Annotated in this window: 13 protein-coding genes; all 13 read left to right on the forward strand. The window is 54.4% G+C overall.

The annotated features are described in order from the left end of the window. The first annotated feature begins 5 nt into the window (after positions 1-5). The 13 genes from nuoL (at position 6) to tsf (ending at position 18084) form a co-directional block, all read left to right on the forward strand. The gene (gene nuoL / locus TRICHSKD4_RS03225; RefSeq protein WP_009465975.1) at positions 6-2021 is read left to right on the forward strand and encodes an NADH-quinone oxidoreductase subunit L; all 2016 of its coding nucleotides are present in this window, start codon (positions 6-8) and stop codon (positions 2019-2021) included. Then, entirely contained in the window at positions 2021-3541 is a 1521-nt protein-coding gene (locus tag TRICHSKD4_RS03230) for an NADH-quinone oxidoreductase subunit M (protein WP_009465976.1), read from the forward strand. Before nuoL ends, TRICHSKD4_RS03230 begins: the two co-directional genes overlap by 1 nt. A gap of 18 nt (positions 3542-3559) precedes the next feature. Continuing rightward, the gene (nuoN, locus tag TRICHSKD4_RS03235) at positions 3560-4999 is read left to right on the forward strand and encodes an NADH-quinone oxidoreductase subunit NuoN (protein WP_009465977.1); all 1440 of its coding nucleotides are present in this window, start codon (positions 3560-3562) and stop codon (positions 4997-4999) included. Between the two features lie 8 nt (positions 5000-5007). Next, positions 5008-5784: a biotin--[acetyl-CoA-carboxylase] ligase gene (locus tag TRICHSKD4_RS03240; protein WP_009465978.1), complete on the forward strand. Its 777-nt coding sequence runs from the start codon at positions 5008-5010 to the stop codon at positions 5782-5784. Between the two features lie 35 nt (positions 5785-5819). Then, a complete protein-coding gene (locus TRICHSKD4_RS03245) occupies positions 5820-7496 on the forward strand; it encodes a ribonuclease J (RefSeq protein WP_009465979.1) in 1677 nt (558 codons plus the stop codon). 32 nt (positions 7497-7528) lie between these two features. Next, entirely contained in the window at positions 7529-7933 is a 405-nt protein-coding gene (mce, locus tag TRICHSKD4_RS03250) for a methylmalonyl-CoA epimerase (RefSeq protein WP_009465980.1), read from the forward strand. 3 nt (positions 7934-7936) lie between these two features. Next, the gene (locus TRICHSKD4_RS03255) at positions 7937-8200 is read left to right on the forward strand and encodes a DUF1467 family protein (protein WP_009465981.1); all 264 of its coding nucleotides are present in this window, start codon (positions 7937-7939) and stop codon (positions 8198-8200) included. Positions 8201-8707: 507 nt separating this feature from the next. Then, positions 8708-10039 carry a proline--tRNA ligase gene (gene proS / locus TRICHSKD4_RS03260; RefSeq protein ID WP_009465982.1) on the forward strand — a complete coding sequence of 444 codons (1332 nt, stop codon included), beginning with the start codon at positions 8708-8710 and terminating at the stop codon, positions 10037-10039. Positions 10040-10100: 61 nt separating this feature from the next. After that, complete coding sequence (locus tag TRICHSKD4_RS03265) at positions 10101-11402, forward strand: lipoprotein-releasing ABC transporter permease subunit (RefSeq protein ID WP_009465983.1); 1302 nt, start codon at positions 10101-10103, stop codon at positions 11400-11402. Further along, positions 11403-12134, forward strand: coding sequence for an ABC transporter ATP-binding protein (locus TRICHSKD4_RS03270; RefSeq protein WP_009465984.1), 732 nt, complete (start codon positions 11403-11405; stop codon positions 12132-12134). 361 nt (positions 12135-12495) lie between these two features. After that, a complete protein-coding gene (gene dnaE, locus TRICHSKD4_RS03275) occupies positions 12496-15975 on the forward strand; it encodes a DNA polymerase III subunit alpha (protein WP_009465985.1) in 3480 nt (1159 codons plus the stop codon). Between the two features lie 248 nt (positions 15976-16223). Continuing rightward, a complete protein-coding gene (gene rpsB / locus TRICHSKD4_RS03280; RefSeq protein ID WP_009465987.1) occupies positions 16224-17015 on the forward strand; it encodes a 30S ribosomal protein S2 in 792 nt (263 codons plus the stop codon). Positions 17016-17166: 151 nt separating this feature from the next. After that, positions 17167-18084 carry a translation elongation factor Ts gene (gene tsf, locus TRICHSKD4_RS03285; protein ID WP_009465988.1) on the forward strand — a complete coding sequence of 306 codons (918 nt, stop codon included), beginning with the start codon at positions 17167-17169 and terminating at the stop codon, positions 18082-18084. The last annotated feature ends 18 nt before the right edge of the window (positions 18085-18102 follow it).

An 18102-nucleotide genomic window follows, 5' to 3' on the forward strand; every position in this document is an offset into this window, starting at 1 on the left:
GAAAAATGGATACTCTTTATTCCTTGATCCTCTTCCTTCCGCTTGTGGGTTTTTTGTTCGCAGGGCTATTGGGCAGCAGGATGCCCGCAAAGTTCTCTGAATATGGTACGAGCGGTCTGGTTATTCTTGCAGCTGTGCTGTCCTGGGTCGCCTTCTTTCAGGTGGGCTACGGAGATACCGCACTCTACCAAATCGAGTTGCTGTGCTGGGTCAGCGCAGGAACTTTGGATGTCACTTGGGGCATTCGCGTCGATACTCTGACAGTCGTGATGCTGGTAGTCGTGAACACGGTTTCTGCGCTGGTTCATGTTTACTCCATTGGCTACATGCACCATGATCCGCATCGTCCGCGGTTCTTTGCCTATCTGTCCCTCTTCACATTTGCCATGTTGTCGCTGGTCACCGCTGATAACCTGTTTCAAATGTTCTTTGGCTGGGAAGGCGTGGGGCTTGCGTCTTATCTGTTGATTGGCTTCTGGTACAAAAAGCCGTCTGCAAATGCTGCCGCCATGAAGGCATTTGTCGTCAACCGTGTCGGCGACTTCGGTTTCGCGCTTGGCATCTTTGGCGTCTTTTACCTCTTTGGCACCATTGAGTTTTCTCAGATTTTTGCCGAGGTGCCGGGTTTCGCCGCCTCAGAAGATCCTTCCGAAAAGCTGAACTTCCTTGGGTATCACCTCGACAATCATGCGGCTTTGACCGTTGTATGTCTGCTTCTGTTTACGGGGGCGATGGGCAAGTCGGCGCAATTCCTACTGCACACATGGTTGCCGGATGCGATGGAAGGCCCGACACCGGTATCCGCACTCATTCACGCAGCAACCATGGTCACTGCGGGCGTCTTCATGGTCGCGCGGCTGTCGCCAATATTTGAATTCTCATCTACCGCATTGGCCGTTGTGACGTTCTTCGGGGCGACAACGGCATTTTTTGCAGCCACTGTGGGATTGGTCCAAAACGATATCAAGCGTGTGATTGCTTATTCGACCTGTTCGCAACTTGGGTACATGTTCGTTGCGCTCGGCGTCGGCGCTTACTCAATTGGTATCTTCCACCTCTTTACGCACGCCTTCTTCAAGGCGCTCTTGTTCCTGTGTGCCGGGTCGGTGATCCATGCAGTGTCGGACGAGCAGGACATGCGGAAGATGGGCGGACTGCGCAAACATCTGCCAATTACCTATTGGACAATGATGATCGGCACGCTGGCACTCACTGGTGTTGGTATTCCGCTGACCTACATTGGGTTTGCAGGGTTTATCTCCAAAGATGCGGTTATTGAGGCTGCGTTTGCTGCCGGTGGCGGAGAGCATGCCAACCCAATGGCCATGTATGGCTTCTGGATGACCGTCATCGCGGCGGGTCTGACGTCCTTCTACTCTTGGCGTTTGACCTTCATGACCTTCCACGGCAAGCCTCGGACACCGTCTGATGTCATGAAACATGTACACGAATCTCCGATGGTCATGGCCATTCCACTGTTGATCCTGACAGTTGGTGCTGTGCTTGCCGGGATGGTGTTCAAGTCACCGTTTATTGGCGATGGCTACGATGCCTTCTGGAAGGGCGCGATCTTCCTTGGCGAGAACAATCACATCATGCACACGTTCCATGAAGTGCCGAATTGGGTGAAGCTTTCCCCATTTGTGATGATGGTTGGTGGCCTTGTCGTTGCCTACTGGTTCTACATCCGCTCGCCGGAAACACCAAAGAAGCTCGCGCAGGAGCATTCCGGCCTCTATCAGTTCCTCTTGAACAAGTGGTATTTCGATGAGCTGTATGACTTCCTGTTTGTTCGCCCGTCTCTATGGATCGGCAGACAGCTTTGGAAGAAGGGTGATGGTGCCGTGATAGATGGTCTTGGGCCAAACGGCATTGCCGCGCGTGTCCAGAACATTACCGGCTGGGTTGTGAAACTGCAAACTGGCTACCTCTATCACTATGCCTTTGCCATGCTGATCGGCGTTGCTCTCCTGATTACCTGGTCCATGTTCACCGGCGCTGGTACCGGAGGAGCCCACTGATGTTGGATTTCCCAATCCTTTCAATTGTCACCTTCCTGCCGCTGCTGGGTGTCGTGTTCCTGATGATCGTGCCCGGCAATGATGACGGGGCGAAGGGAGCCATGCGCATGGTTGCGCTGGTAACAACCTTGTTCACCTTCGCAACGTCCTTGGCGATCTGGTACTTTTTTGACTACACGAACCCGGGCTTCCAGTTCGTAGAAAGCCGAGAATGGCTTGGGGGCAACATCAACTACAAGATGGGTGTCGACGGGATATCGGTTCTGTTTGTCATTCTGACAACCTTCCTGATGCCGTTCTGCATTCTGGCTTCGTGGGAGAGCGTTCAAAAGCGTGTGCGCGAGTACATGATCGCGTTCCTCATTCTGGAAACGCTGATGATCGGCGTATTTTGTGCGCTTGATCTGGTGCTCTTCTACATCTTCTTTGAGGCTGGCTTGATCCCGATGTTCTTGATCATCGGGGTGTGGGGTGGCGCACGCCGCGTTTATGCGTCCTACAAGTTTTTCCTCTACACGCTGCTTGGTTCAGTCCTGATGCTGATCGCGATCATGGCGATGTATTGGGAAGTTGGAACGACAGACATTCCGGCGTTGATGGATCATTCGTTCCCGGGTGGAATGCAAACTTGGCTCTGGTTGGCGTTCTTTGCCTCCTTCGCAGTAAAGATGCCGATGTGGCCGGTGCACACCTGGTTGCCGGATGCCCACGTTGAAGCGCCGACTGCAGGTTCTGTCATTCTGGCTGGCATCCTGCTGAAACTCGGCGGTTATGGGTTCTTGCGGTTCTCGCTGCCGATGTTCCCGCTGGCGTCCGACATGTTTGCCCCGTTGGTCTTCACTCTTTCAGTCATTGCAATTGTCTACACTTCGCTGGTCGCTCTGGCTCAGGAAGACATCAAGAAACTGATTGCGTATTCGTCTGTCGCACACATGGGCTATGTGACGATGGGCATATTCACCATGACTCCGCAGGGCATTCAGGGCGGTGTGTTCCAAATGCTGTCGCACGGCATTGTCTCCGGCGCGCTCTTTCTCTGTGTTGGCGTGATCTATGATCGGATGCACACGCGCGAGATTTCGGCCTATGGCGGCCTCGTCAACCGGATGCCGAAATACGCGGTGGCGTTCCTCATATTCACAATGGCGAATGTCGGCTTGCCCGGAACCAGCGGGTTTGTCGGTGAAATCCTCACATTGATGGGTGCATTCCAGGTCAACACCTGGGTGGCAGTGATTGCGACTTCCGGCGTGATTTTGTCAGCTGCTTATGCCCTCTATCTCTATCGCCGCGTTGTCTTCGGTGAACTCAACAAGGAAAGCCTGAAGTCGATCCTCGATCTGGATTTTCGCGAAAAGGCCATCCTGTTGCCGCTGATCATCCTGACGATCTTCTTCGGTGTTTATCCGATGGCGATCCTGGATGTGACCCAAGGGTCCGTCGACAACCTGATCAATCACTATACCGCAGCCCTAGAGGCCGCTGGCTCAGTCCAGCAGGCCGCATCCGGCGCGCACTAACGGTTTGAGGCAAGACATATGTCTGATTTGACGCAAATGCCCGATCTCATGCCGGTGATGCCGGAGATTATTCTGGCCGTCGGCGCGATGGTTCTATTGATGATCGGTGTTTTTGGGGGGAAGGGAATTTCCCACCAGATATTTGGCGGGGCCATGGGCCTAATCGCAGCCACCGGGTTGGTGATGTTGTTCATACCGACACTGGGAACCACATTTGGTGGATCGTTTGTTTCTGATGAATACAGCTACTTCCTGAAGCTGCTGGTTCTCATTGGCTCATTCTTCGCCATTGCCATGTCCTGGGCCTACGCAAAGACCCAAAGTTTTGACAAGTTTGAGTATCCAGTGCTGATCGTTCTGGCGACACTCGGCATGATGCTGATGCTGTCAGCCAACGACATGATTGCCCTTTATCTGGGCCTTGAGCTACAGAGTCTGGCGCTCTATGTGGTCGCAGCGATCAACCGGGACAGCATCCGCTCAACGGAAGCGGGGCTGAAATACTTCGTTCTGGGCGCTCTGTCTTCCGGCATGCTGCTCTATGGCATGTCGCTGGTCTACGGTTTCTCCGGCCAAATCGGCTTTGCAGAAATTTCCGAGGTCTTGGCGGAAAATGGTGCTTCTCTTGGTGTCATCATCGGTTTGGTGTTCATTCTTGCCGGTCTCGTCTTCAAGATTTCTGCCGTACCGTTCCACATGTGGACGCCTGATGTTTACGAAGGGGCACCAACGCCGGTTACCGCCTTTTTTGCGGCCGCACCGAAAGTTGCCGCCATGGGCCTTCTGGTACGTGTCGTCATCGATGCATTCCAGCCGGTGACACACGACTGGCAGCAGGTCATTGTGTTCGTTTCCATCGCGTCCATGGCTCTCGGGGCTTTTGCCGCGATTGGCCAGACCAACATCAAGCGTCTGATGGCATATTCCTCCATCGGCCATATGGGCTATGCGTTGGTTGGTCTGTCTGCTGGTACGCAGGCAGGTGTCGAAGGTGTTATCTTCTATATGACTGCCTATCTGGGCATGACGCTTGGCGTGTTTGCCTGCATCTTGTCCATGCGCCGCAAGGATACGATGGTTGAGGAGATCAATGAGCTTTCCGGGCTTTCCAAGACCAATCTGCCGATGGCGATCATTCTTGCCATGTTGCTGTGGTCACTGGCAGGCATCCCGCCGTTTGTCGGATTCTTCGGCAAGTGGTTCGTGTTCTCCGCAGCGGTTGAAGCGGGTCTATATCCACTGGCGATCATTGGCGTTCTGGCGTCTGTCGTTGGCTGTTTCTATTACCTCCGGATCATCAAGGTGATGTTCTTTGATGATGCGGTTGAAGGTTTTGATCCCATGCCGGTTGAACTGCGGTTCATCCTTGGTTTGTCTGGCCTGTTCATCGTTGCGTTTGCTCTGGTTCCCGGACCAATCGTCACCGCGGCGCAGGCTGCAGCAGGGGCACTCTTCTGATCAAACCAATGACAGAGACTGAAGATCAGAACCCGGCGCCCGGTGCGCCGGGTTTCCGCGTTGAGCGGCACGGCGCTGTTCCCTCTACAAACACGCTGGCTTTTGAGCGTGCGCGGGCAGGGGATCTTGGCCATATCTGGATGACCGCTACAGAACAAACCGCGGGTCGTGGGCGACGGGGACGACATTGGGCATCAAACCAAGGCAATCTGTTTGCCAGTCTTCTTTTGATCAACCCGGCTCCGACCAATCGTTTGCCTGAGCTTCCAATGGTTGCGGCAGTCGCGCTGTCCAAAGCAATTGATTTGGCGACGGGCGGCTATCACCTCGCAAAGTTGAAGTGGCCAAATGATTTGCTTGTAAGCGGAGCCAAGCTTTCCGGCATATTGCTGGAAGCAGAAACGCTTGTAGACAATCGAACAGCTGTTGTCTTGGGGTTTGGTGTAAACTGTGTCACCCACCCTCATGATGCGCTTTATCCCTGCACGGATCTTGCCGCACTAGGCTACCGGGTGAGTGCCGAGGACCTCTTTCACCATCTGGCCAGCAGCCTGGCAGATGAATTGGCTACATGGAACTCATCGAACGGCTTTTCACAAATCCGATCAGGCTGGTTGGAGCGCGCCGCGCATTTGCGCCAACAAGTGACTGTTCGCAATGGTGACGAGGCCGTGACCGGTCAATTTCACAATCTTGATGATCGGGGCCATTTGGTTTTGAAACTGGACAATGGCTCTTTGAAGACAATATTCGCCGGAGATGTTTTTCTGCCCGAGCAAGGGTAACCTTCGGTGCACAACGTGATTTGGAGCACTATTAAATGGCGCAAGCCAAAAACAAAAATGAAATCGTTTTTCTGCCGCTTGGTGGCGTAGGCGAAATTGGCATGAACCTCGGCCTCTACGGTGTGGGGCCGGAAGGCGACCGTTCCTGGTTGATCGTCGATTGCGGCGTAAGTTTCGCAGGGCCGGATCTTCCTGGCATTGATGTGGTTCTGCCGGACATTCGGTTTCTGGAAGAAGAAGTCGACAATATCGTTGGCATGGTCATCACACACGCGCACGAAGACCACTATGGCGGCATTGTCCATCTGTGGCCGCAGTTGCGTGTACCGATGTACATGACCCCCTTTACCGCTGGCTTGCTGGAATCCAAACGCGAAATGGATTCCAACGAAGACTCGTTTCCAATAACGGTCGTCCGGCAGGGGGATCGGATCGATATTGGCCCGTTCGATGTTGAATTCATTGCGATGGCTCATTCCATTCCCGAGCCCTGTGCTTTGGCCATTCGGACCAGCTCTGGCATGGTGCTGCACACCGGGGACTGGAAAGTCGATCACACGCCGGGAATTGGCCTGCCCATCGACATGAAACGGCTGGAAGAACTCGGCAAAGAAGGTGTGACTGCCCTAGTCTGTGACAGCACAAATGCCATTAGGGAGGGGGTGAGCCCGTCAGAGGCGGATGTTGCAGTCGAACTTAAAAAGGTCATTTCCGGTGCAAAGCATCGGGTCGCCGTCACGACGTTCGCGTCCAACGTTGCCCGCATTCGGGCGATTGCAGAAGCGACACAGGCAGCTGACCGTGACCTGGTAGTCGTTGGTCGGTCTATGCACCGCGCCATCGATGTAGCCGGGGAACTCGGATATCTGGATGGGTTGAAGCCCTTCCACGATGAAGAGGCCTTTGGCTACCTACCGAGAGAGAAAGTCGTTCTTCTTTGTACAGGGTCGCAAGGCGAAGCACGCGCTGCCATGGCTCGAATTGCAGCTGGAGATCACAGAAACATCGCATTTTCCAAGGGCGATATGGTCATTTTCTCATCCCGTACGATCCCCGGGAATGAGAAAGCGGTTATCGACGTGATGAACAATCTGGCTGAAGACGACATCCAGATCATGACAGACCGTGACGCACTGGTTCACGTTTCCGGTCACCCTCGGCGCGGCGAGCTGGAGCAGCTCTACAAGCTAGTTAAACCGAAGGTCGTCGTGCCGGTTCATGGCGAGCCCATGCATCTGGCCGCGCACGCGGACTTTGCAAAATCGATGGGTGTTCGGGAAGTCATGCGCGCCAGAAACGGCGATATTGTCCGTTTGAACGAAGGGGCGGCCGGTATCATCGACGAGGCGCCGTTCGGGATTTGGGTCAAGGACGGGCATATTCTGGATGACCCGGAGGTCACAGGCGTCAAGGAGCGCCGCAAGCTGTCTTTCGCTGGCGCCGCTGTCGTTTCTCTGGTGGTCAACCGGTCAGGTGAATTGCTGGATGATCCGCATGTGACCTTGATGGGTATCCCGGAAGAGGATGAAGAGGGCGATCCGATCGAGGATATTGTTGCCAAGGAAGTCATTGGAGCGGTGACGAGTGTTCCGAAGGCGCGCCGTAAGGACAAGGACCTGATTGGTGAAGCTGCTCGCCGGGCCGCGCGCTCGGCCATCCTTGAGGTATGGGGCAAAAAGACGCTTTGCAAAGTTGTCGTTTCCCAAGTGTAACAGACCCGGGAAATGGATTTAGGGAGAGTATGATGATTGGCCGCTTGAACCACGTCGCGATTGCTGTGTCGAATATTGAGGTAGCCACAGCTGTTTACAGGGACACCCTTGGCGCAGAGGTGTCCGAGAAGGTCGCGCAGCCAGACCATGGGGTCAGCACCGTGTTTATCAATCTGCCAAATACGAAAATTGAGCTTCTTGAGCCGCTTGGCGAAAACTCTCCCATCGCCAAGTTCCTTGAAAAAAATGCGTCTGGTGGCATTCACCACGTTTGTTACGAAGTGGATGACATCAAGGCGGCGCGAGATAAACTGGTGGAAGCAGGTGCCCGGGTCCTGGGTGATGGAGAGCCAAAAATCGGTGCCCATGGCAAGCCGGTGCTGTTCCTTCACCCCAAGGACTTTTGCGGCACCCTGACCGAATTGGAAGAAGCATAAGACATGTCGTTGTTTTTCGGATTCGCGGTCTATTTCATGATCTGGTGGATCGGCCTTTTTGCCGTCCTGCCATTTGGGATCAAACGCAGTCAGGAAGAAGCTGGAGACGTTGTACCCGGATCCGAGCCGGGCGCACCTGAGTCCGTCAATTTCAAAAAAGTGTTGGTGATCAATACGATTTTGGCGACGGTTCTTTTCGCGACCTACTATTGGCTCCGGCAATCCGGCTTCTCTCTAACCGAGTTGCCGTTTCCAGGGCCGCGATAGACGCGTGTATGACTTGTAGTTAGCGCGCGTTTTGCGTGCAAAATAAAGAAAAGGCAGAGCCAAGCTCTGCCTTTTTGAAGTTCCGCGTCTAATTATCCCCAATCTCCAAGTGCTTGTGAGCATTCTCGAAGAGGCAGCAGACTCAAAGTTGCGCCTAGGGGACGTTCCTCCCAAGACTCAGACCGCGATGTCTGTCAGGACAAATACATAAGTTTTCGTCCTTGTTATTATGGTGGTGAACCTAGCGGAACGAAATGTGTTTGTCACCTATTTGTGCATGAGCGCCGCATTTTTTTGCAGTTTCGACATTTTGGTGAATTTTCACGAGGGTGGATCGAGGTTGCAGGCCGCTGCGTACAAGCCCTCTAACCACTGCCGGGAAGGCGAAAATCCCCAGATACAAGGCGCATTTTCTGGCCATTGTGCTGGAAAGGCTTGTAATTGAACCGTTCCTGCGTTTTCACTGCCCAACAAAAGGGTGCCGCCCGATCATGCGAGAGAACTCCGATGCGTTTGTCCAAGTATTTTCTGCCGATCCTGAAGGAAACTCCGAAAGAGGCAGAGATCGTCTCCCATCGCCTCATGCTGCGTGCAGGCATGATCCGTCAGCAATCTGCGGGGATTTATTCCTGGTTGCCAATGGGACATAGGGTGCTGCGCAAGATCGAACGGATTGTCGAGGAAGAGCAGAATCGGGCAGGAGCTGTTCAGCTGCTGATGCCCACAATCCAGTCTGCCGAGCTGTGGCGTGAAAGCGGGCGGTATGATGCCTATGGCAAGGAAATGCTGCGCATCACCGATCGTCATGAACGGGACATTCTGTTCGGGCCAACCAATGAAGAGATGATCACGGACATCTTCCGCGGCTATGTGCGGTCCTACAAGGATCTCCCGCTCAACCTCTATCATATTCAGTGGAAGTTCCGCGACGAGGTGCGTCCTCGCTTTGGCGTCATGCGTGGGCGCGAGTTTCTAATGAAGGATGCCTATTCCTTTGACCTTGATAAGGAAAGTGCAGTCGAATCCTATAACCGGATGTTTGTAGCCTACCTGCGGACCTACAAGCGTATGGGGCTGACGGCTATCCCGATGAAGGCTGAAACCGGCCCGATTGGCGGCGATCTGAGCCACGAGTTCATCGTGCTTGCCGACACTGGCGAAAGTGAAGTCTATTGTCACGCTGACTACCTGACAAAACAAACGCCAGGTGAAGATGTCAATTTTGATGGCGATCTGAACCCGATCGTCAATGATTGGACATCCCATTACGCGGCCACTGAAGATGTTGTCGATAAAGCGGCGTTTGAGGCAAAGGTGCCGGAAGACAAGCGGATCGTAGCCCGTGGTATCGAGGTTGGTCAGACATTCTATTTCGGAACGAAATACTCTGAACCAATGGGTGCAAAGGTAGCCGGATCAGACGGCAAGGAAGTGCCTGTCCATATGGGATCTTATGGTGTCGGCGTTTCTCGTCTTTTGGGCGCGCTCATTGAGGCCAGCCATGATGATGCTGGAATCATTTGGCACAAGTCTGTAGCGCCGTTCCACGTTGGTCTGATCAACCTGAAACCGGGCGATGAGACGACAGATGCTGCGTGCGAAGACCTTTATGCCAAATTCGAGGCCGCTGGTGTTGAAGTTCTTTACGACGACACCGACAACCGGGCAGGGGCCAAATTCGCCAGCATGGATTTGATTGGCTTGCCGTATCAGGTTGTGGCCGGCCCGCGTGGTCTCAAGGACGGTGTGTTGGAAGTCAAGAACCGCGCAACTGGCGAGAAAGAAATGCTGACGCCTGAGGCAACCTTGAACAAGTTGGTTGCGGCGTTGACCTCTTGATCAGGGTCTCCGATCCTTCACAAAAGGGAATCGGTGACAGCCTGAGCGTTTAGGATTGAGAATGAGTGCAGATAGTGCGGCAGCAGACACCGGGAGTGACCACGGAAAAGCGGTTCGCCCGTTCGCTCCCTTTGAATGGATGATTGCTGGCAGATATCTTCGTGCACGTCGGCGGGACACCTTCATTTCCGTGATTGCCGGATTTTCCTTTGCCGGCATCATGTTGGGGGTTGCGACCCTCATCATCGTCATGGCGGTGATGAACGGATTTCGTTCTGAATTGCTGGGCAAGATCTTGGGCATCAACGGCCACATGCTTGTGCAGCCGATTGATATGGCCCTGACCGATTATGACCCTGTAGCAAAGCGACTTGAGGGTGTGCCAGACGTGATCTCGGCCATCCCCTTCGTGGAAGGACAAGCGCTTGTCTCCGGTCCATCCGGAAACACCGGCGGGCTGGTCCGTGGCATGTCAGAGACTAATTTGCGCCGGGTGCCACTCGTCGCAGACAACATTAAGTCTGGTACTCTGGATGGGTTTGATGCGGGTGAGGGCATCGCAATCGGGTCCCGTATGGCGCAAAATCTCGGGCTCTTGCTCGGCGACAACATCACAATCATTTCGCCCAATGGCAATGTCACCCCTATGGGGGTAACACCCCGGGTGAAAAGCTATCCAATTACGGCAATCTTCGAGATTGGCATGAGCGAGTATGATGCGACTTTTGTATTCATGCCGCTCACCGAGGCACAGGGCTATTTCAATATGGACGGCCGGGCGACTGGCATTGAAGTCTATATTGCGGACCCGGACCGTGTCGGTCAGATGGTCCCGATTATTGAAGATGCAGCTGATCGTCCAGCGTTCGTGACAGATTGGCGTCAGCGCAACCAGACCTTCTTTTCTGCATTGGAAGTTGAGCGGAATGTGATGTTCATCATTCTGACGCTCATTGTTCTGGTGGCAGCGCTCAATATTATTTCCGGACTGATCATGCTGGTGAAGGACAAGGGACGGGACATCGCCATTCTCCGCACCATGGGGGCGAACCGGAATTCCATCATGCGGATTTTTCTGATTACCGGTGCCAGCATCGGTTTCGTTGGTACGCTCGCAGGGTTTTTCCTCGGACTGATCGTATGCTGGAATATCGAGAGCATTCGCCAGTTCGTGTCGTGGCTCACGTCTACCCAGCTATTCGACCCAACGCTGTATTTCCTTTCAAAACTCCCAGCGGAAATCGATAACGGGGAAACGATGACCGTTCTCCTGATGGCACTTGGTTTGTCGCTTGTTGCCACGCTTTATCCAGCTTGGCGGGCGGCTCGCCTCGATCCTGTTGAAGCGCTGAGGTACGAATAAATGAATGTCTCAGCTCCAACATCTTCCGAAGATGGTGTGCGCAGGCCTGAGCCACCTGTGTTGCAGCTTTCAAATGTGACCCGCACTTTTAATGAGGGCGGCGATAATGAACTGCATATTCTCAATGGTGCGAATTTGAGCCTTCAGGCTGGTGAAATGGTGGCGCTCGTTGCCCCATCCGGAACCGGGAAATCGACGCTGCTTCACATCGCGGGACTGTTGGAGAAACCTGACAGCGGTGATGTGTTTGTAAGCGGTAAAAATTGCGCAGACCTCACGGATGATCAAAGAACGGCAATGCGTCGCAATGACGTTGGTTTTGTTTATCAGTTCCATCATCTGCTTCCGGAATTTTCAGCACTTGAAAACATCATGATGCCGCAGATGATCCGAGGCCTTGATAAAAAGGTCGCCGCTGAACGGGCGCAAGAATTGCTGGAATATATGCGCATGGGACCCCGCTCGCAGCACCGTCCATCAGAACTGTCAGGCGGTGAACAGCAACGTGTTGCCATCGCACGCGCTGTCGCCAACGCACCGCGCATTTTGTTGCTGGACGAGCCGACCGGAAACCTCGATCCGCAAACGGCTAATTATGTGTTCGAGGCGTTGCAGGCGCTTATTCGTGCCTCCGGAGTGGCAACCCTTTTTGCGACCCACAATCTGGAACTTGCAGGCCGCATGAACCGGTGCATTACGCTGGATGCCGGTCTCGTCAAACCAATGCGCTGATCTCCCTTGCTGGAAAAGAATAAAACTGGCCTCTGACGGCTAGGATAGGAAAAAGAACAGAAAGGGATTGTAAAAAGAACAAAGATAGTACATATTGGCGCTACAGTTTGTGCCTAGGAGGTTGAGATGGTGCATTTCGCTCGTGATGTTGCTGCCTTTGGTTCTTTGGTTGCTTTTTGTGCAACCGTCGCCGTGTGGGGTGATGTGATCCTCGGCGTGGTCTGAGACTTTTTGATCTGTCTTTCGGGTTATAGCGATATATCGAAAAAACAGCGGGGACAGTCCTTTGCCCCCACTCGACATCGGCGCTTAGCATTGGTTCATTCACTTGAACTGAATCCAGAGCGCAGGTTGGCAGAAAATGACAGGCAACGAGATTGCTGAGGCGAGTGGTGGGGCGGCTTCGGCAGGTCCAGGGTTCGTCCACTTGCGGGTTCATTCTGCGCTCTCCTTGCTTGAGGGTGCTTTGCCGATCAAGAAGCTGCTTGATCTTGCCAAGTCAGATAATCAGCCGGCGCTTGGAATTACGGACACAGGCAATCTCTTTGGCGCGCAGGAGTTTTCTGCCAAGGCCTGGGGAAGTGGCATTCAACCCATCATCGGCTGCCAACTCGCCATTCATTTCAGTGATGACGTAGAGCCTGAACGAAAAGGCGAATTGCCTCTTTGTCATGTTGTCGTCATCGCCATGGATGAAGTGGGGTACGGCAATCTTATGGAGCTGACGTCCAGAGCGTTTCTGGACACCGACACAGGGCTCCTGCCTCACGTGAGCGCGGAGTACCTGGCAAGTCACAGTGATGGCGTGATCTTGCTGTCCGGCGGCGTAAGTGGCCCGCTTGGCAAAGCACTTTTGACGGGGAACAAAAAGGCTGCCCGCGAGCGCTTGCAGTTTCTAGCCAAAGCTTTCTCAGATCGCTTCTATATCGAAATCCAGCGACACGGCATGGAAGCGGAACGCAAGACGGAATCTGCATTCCTTGATCTTGCCTATGAGTTCAATCTTCCGGTCGTTGCAACGAACGAAGCCTTTTTTCCCGCCCGGGAAGATTATGAGGCGCATGATGCCTTGATCTGCATTTCAGAAGGCCGTGTGCTAATTGAGGACGATCGCCGCCGTCTAACGCCAGAGCATTATTTCAAGACTCGTGCGGAGATGGTCGACCTGTTCTCCGACCTTCCCGAGGCGCTGCAGTCGACACTCGAAATTGCGCGGCGCTGTTCCTACCGTCCGTTGCGCCGCGATCCGATCTTGCCGCGATTTGCTGGCGCAGACGCCGATCCCGAAGAGGCAGAACGCGCGGAGGCGGAAGAGCTGAAGCGGCAAGCGCGTGAGGGCCTTCAGGCACGACTCGATGCTCATGGACTCGCTCCCGGCCTTGAAGAAAAGGACTACTGGGACCGGCTGGACTATGAGACCGGCATCATCGAACGGATGAAATTTCCCGGTTACTTCCTGATCGTTGCAGACTTCATCAAATGGGCCAAAGCACAGGACATCCCGGTCGGGCCGGGCCGTGGTTCGGGTGCTGGCTCGCTGGTGGCGTGGTCGCTTACCATTACCGATCTGGACCCGATGCGCTTTTCGCTTCTTTTCGAGCGCTTTCTCAATCCCGAACGTGTCTCCATGCCGGACTTTGACATCGATTTTTGTCAAACGCGCCGGGAAGAGGTCATTCGCTACGTTCAGGAGAAATATGGGCGCAAGCAGGTAGCACAGATTATTACCTTCGGGTCTTTGCAGGCCCGTGCGGTTTTGCGGGATGTTGGCCGCGTCTTGCAAATGCCATACGGGCAGGTGGACCGGCTATGTAAACTGGTGCCAGCCAACCCGGCCAATCCGGTGACATTGGGTCAGGCAATTGACGAAGAACCGCGTCTGCGCGAAGCCGCCAAAGAAGAGGAAATCGTCGATCGCCTTTTGAAAATGGCGCAAAAGCTTGAAGGGCTCTATCGCCATGCCTCGACCCACGCCGCCGGGGTGGTGATCGGGGACCGACCGCTGGAGCAACTGGTTCCGCTTTATCGAGACCCTCGCTCCGACATGCCAGTCGCGCAGTTCAACATGAAAATGGTTGAAGATGCAGGGCTGGTGAAGTTCGACTTCTTGGGTCTGAAGACACTCACGGTCATTGATACGGCGGTCAAACTGATTGAGCGGCGAGCTGAGAAGATTGACGTGGCGGGTCTACCGATTGATGACAAGCCGACTTATGAGCTGCTTGCGCGCGGTGAAACCTTTGGCGTCTTCCAGTTGGAAAGTCAGGGCATGCGCCGCGCCATTGCCGGGATGAAGCCGGACCGCTTTGAGGATATCATTGCGCTGGTGGCGCTGTATCGTCCAGGTCCAATGGAGAACATTCCAGTCTATAACGCGGTTAAGCATGGCGAACAGGAAATGGACTGCCTGCATCCGCTTTTGGAGCCGATCCTCAGTGAGACCAACGGCATCATTGTTTATCAGGAACAGGTGATGCAGATCGCGCAGGTCCTGTCCGGCTATTCCCTCGGCGAGGCGGATCTTCTACGCCGCGCGATGGGTAAGAAAATTGCCGCTGAGATGGAAATTCAGCGCGCACGCTTTGTTGATGGTGCTGTGGAACGAGGGATCAACAAGGGGCAGGCGGGAACCATCTTCGACCTTGTGGCGAAATTTGCGAACTATGGCTTCAACAAGTCCCACGCCGCAGCCTATGCGTTGGTTTCCTATCATACAGCATGGCTCAAGGCGAACTTCCCGGTAGAGTTCATGGCGGCGTCCATGACCCTTGATATGGGCAATACAGAAAAGCTGGGTGACTTCCGCCAAGAAGCGCGGCGCATGAAAATTGATGTGGTGCCGCCATCAATCAACAAGAGCCAAGTCTATTTCGATGTGGCCGACGGCAAGATCCTTTATGCCATGGGCGCAATCAAGGGCGTCGGTGAACAGGCGGTTGAGCACATCGTTGAAGTGCGCGGCGACACGCCTTTCAAGAGACTTGGTGATTTTGCCCGTAGAATTTCACCGAAGTTCCTGAACAAGCGTACGCTTGAGAACCTTGTCTGTGCTGGTGCGTTTGATGAGCTGGAGCCATCACGCGCCCGTGTATTGGAAGGTTTGGACAGGGTGATGGGGCTGGCGCAGCGCACGGAAGAAAACGCCGCTATTGGGCAAAATGAACTGTTTGGCGGCGGGGGCGAGCAGGAACTGCAGCTCCCGGAAGTGCATGGCTGGACGGCAGAAGAAAAACTGCAACGCGAACACAATGCGATTGGCTTTTACCTCTCCGCACACCCATTGGACGAATACACAAACCTTCTAGAGAAAATGCGCGTTCAGCAATGGGCGCCTTTCGCAGAAGCGGTCAAGAAGGGCGCATCGAATGGACGCCTTGCCGGCACCGTAATCTCGAGGCAAGAGCGGAAGACAAAAACAGGTAATCGCATGGGCATCGTACGCCTGTCTGATTCCACGGGCCAGTTTGAAGGCCTGTTGTTCAAGGAGAAGCTCGAGCAGTTCCGCGATGCTCTGGAGCCGGGACGGTCTGTGGTTCTGCTCGTCGGGGCCGACATGCGCGACGATAAACCTTCGATTCGCATAGAACAAGTCGACCCGATCGACAAGGTCGCTGCCAATCTGCAGAAGTCGATGATGGTCTTCTTGCGAGACGAACGGCCTGTCGAAAGCCTTGTTCGCCACTTGAAGGTGCGCGGGGAGGGCAACGTCACCGTGATCGTCCAGCTGGACCGTGGGCAAAGAGAAGTCGAGGTCAAGCTCCCCGGTCGTTACCGCCTTTCTCCAGAAATTGCTGGTGCGCTAAAGGCCGTTCCAGGCGTCATGGACGTGCAAATGGCATAATTACACTGTCCAGTATGGGTGTGAGGTTCAGTTGGTCACGCTCGGCCGTGAAATTGTCTTGGCTTTCTCCTCCCGGGGCTTGCGCTTTCGAAGGCAGCCCACTATAAGGCGCGCATTCCACACGCGAAGGGTGGACCCTGAGCTTATCGGTGTGTCCTTCCGGTGATGACAAGACCATTCCTTGATTGTGTCGGCATCATTCACATCCCCCTCGCGGAGGTAAAACCGGAAAACGCAGGAGTTAAGGCATGGCATTGCCTGATTTTTCTATGCGTCAGCTGCTGGAAGCTGGCGTACACTTTGGTCACCAAAAGCACCGCTGGAACCCACGCATGGGCCAGTACATTTTTGGAGTTCGTAACGACGTTCACATCCTCGACCTGTCTCAGACAGTTCCGCTTCTTCACCAAGCTCTGAAAGCTGTGAGCGACACAGTCGCTGGCGGTGGCCGCGTTCTGATCGTTGGTACCAAGCGTCAGGCTCAGGAAGCTGTTGCAAGCGGTGCGCGCAACTCTGCGCAGTACTTCGTCAACGCTCGCTGGCTCGGCGGCATGCTGACAAACTGGAAAACCATTTCCCAGTCCATTCAGCGCCTTCGCAAGCTGGAAGAAACGCTGAACTCTGATCAGGCAAACGCTCTGACCAAGAAAGAGCGCCTGTTCATGGACCGTGAGCGTGAAAAGCTTGAGCGGAACCTTGGCGGTATCAAGGACATGGGCGGTATCCCGGACCTTCTGTTCGTGATCGACACCAACCGTGAAGCCATCGCTATTCAGGAAGCTCGTCGTCTTGGTATCCCGGTTGCGGCGATCCTCGACACGAACTCCAATCCGTACGGTATCACTTACCCAGTTCCGGGCAACGATGATGCGGGCCGCGCAATCGCACTTTACTGTGACCTGATCGCACGCGCTGCAATCGACGGCATCTCCCGCGCGCAATGCGCTGCTGGTGTTGACGTCGGTGCTAGCGAAGAAGCGCCGGTCGAAGAAGCGCTTGTTGAAGCTGCAGAAGCTCCGGCAGACGCTGCACAAGCTTAAGGTGGTCTACGGCGCAAGAAACTATCTTGCGCCGCGACAACCTGTTGAAGACTTGCAAGGGATGGCGGTTTGTTGTCGTCCCGTCATCAAGACGCGGAAGCCCGTCGGCTAAACCGTTCTAATCTTATAACTCCCATTCACGAGGCGATCGATGAGCATTACCGCTGCCATGGTGAAAGAGCTCCGCGAAAAATCCGGCGCGGGCATGATGGACTGCAAAACCGCTCTCACAGAGAGCGGCGGCGACATGGAGGCAGCTGTTGACTGGCTCCGCACAAAAGGACTTGCAAAGGCTGCCAAGAAGGCTGGCCGTGTTGCAGCCGAGGGGCTTGTTGGTGTTGCAGCTGACGGCGCAAAAGCTGCCGTGATTGAGCTGAACTCCGAAACAGACTTTGTTGCCCGTAACGAAGGGTTTCAGGACCTTGTTGCCAATGTTGCGAAGGTTGCCCTCGGCACCGACGGCTCAATCGAAGCTGTGAACGCTGCTGATCTTGGTGGCAAGCCTGTAACCGATGCCGTTACCGATGCCATTGCCACAATCGGCGAGAACATGGGCCTGCGTCGCACAGCGGTTCTGTCTGTTAATGACGGTGTTGTTGCCTCTTATATCCACGGCGCTGTTAAAGACGGTCTTGGTAAAATTGGCGTACTTGTCGGGCTGGAGTCATCCGGTGATAAAGACAAAGTCGGCGCTCTTGGCCGCCAAATCGCAATGCACGTTGCTGCAACCAGCCCGCTCGCTCTGAACACAGATGAGCTGGATCCGGCTGTTGTTGATCGTGAGCGTCAGGTCTTCGTTGAACAGGCTCGCGAATCCGGAAAGCCGGAAAACATCATCGAAAAGATGGTGGAAGGCCGTTTGCGCAAATTCTACGAGGAAGTTACCCTCGTCAAACAGGCGTTTGTGATCAACCCGGACAACACTGTCGAGCAAGCTGTTGAGGCTCTGGCAAAAGAACTGGGTACTGAAGTCAAGCTGACCGGTTTCGTCCGTTTCGCCCTTGGAGAGGGGATTGAAAAGGAAGAACAGGATTTTGCGGCCGAAGTGGCCGCTGCCACAGGGCAGTAACTTCCCAAGAAAGCGCCG

The organism is Roseibium sp. TrichSKD4 (assembly GCF_000148725.1).
GTDB lineage: Bacteria > Pseudomonadota > Alphaproteobacteria > Rhizobiales > Stappiaceae > Roseibium.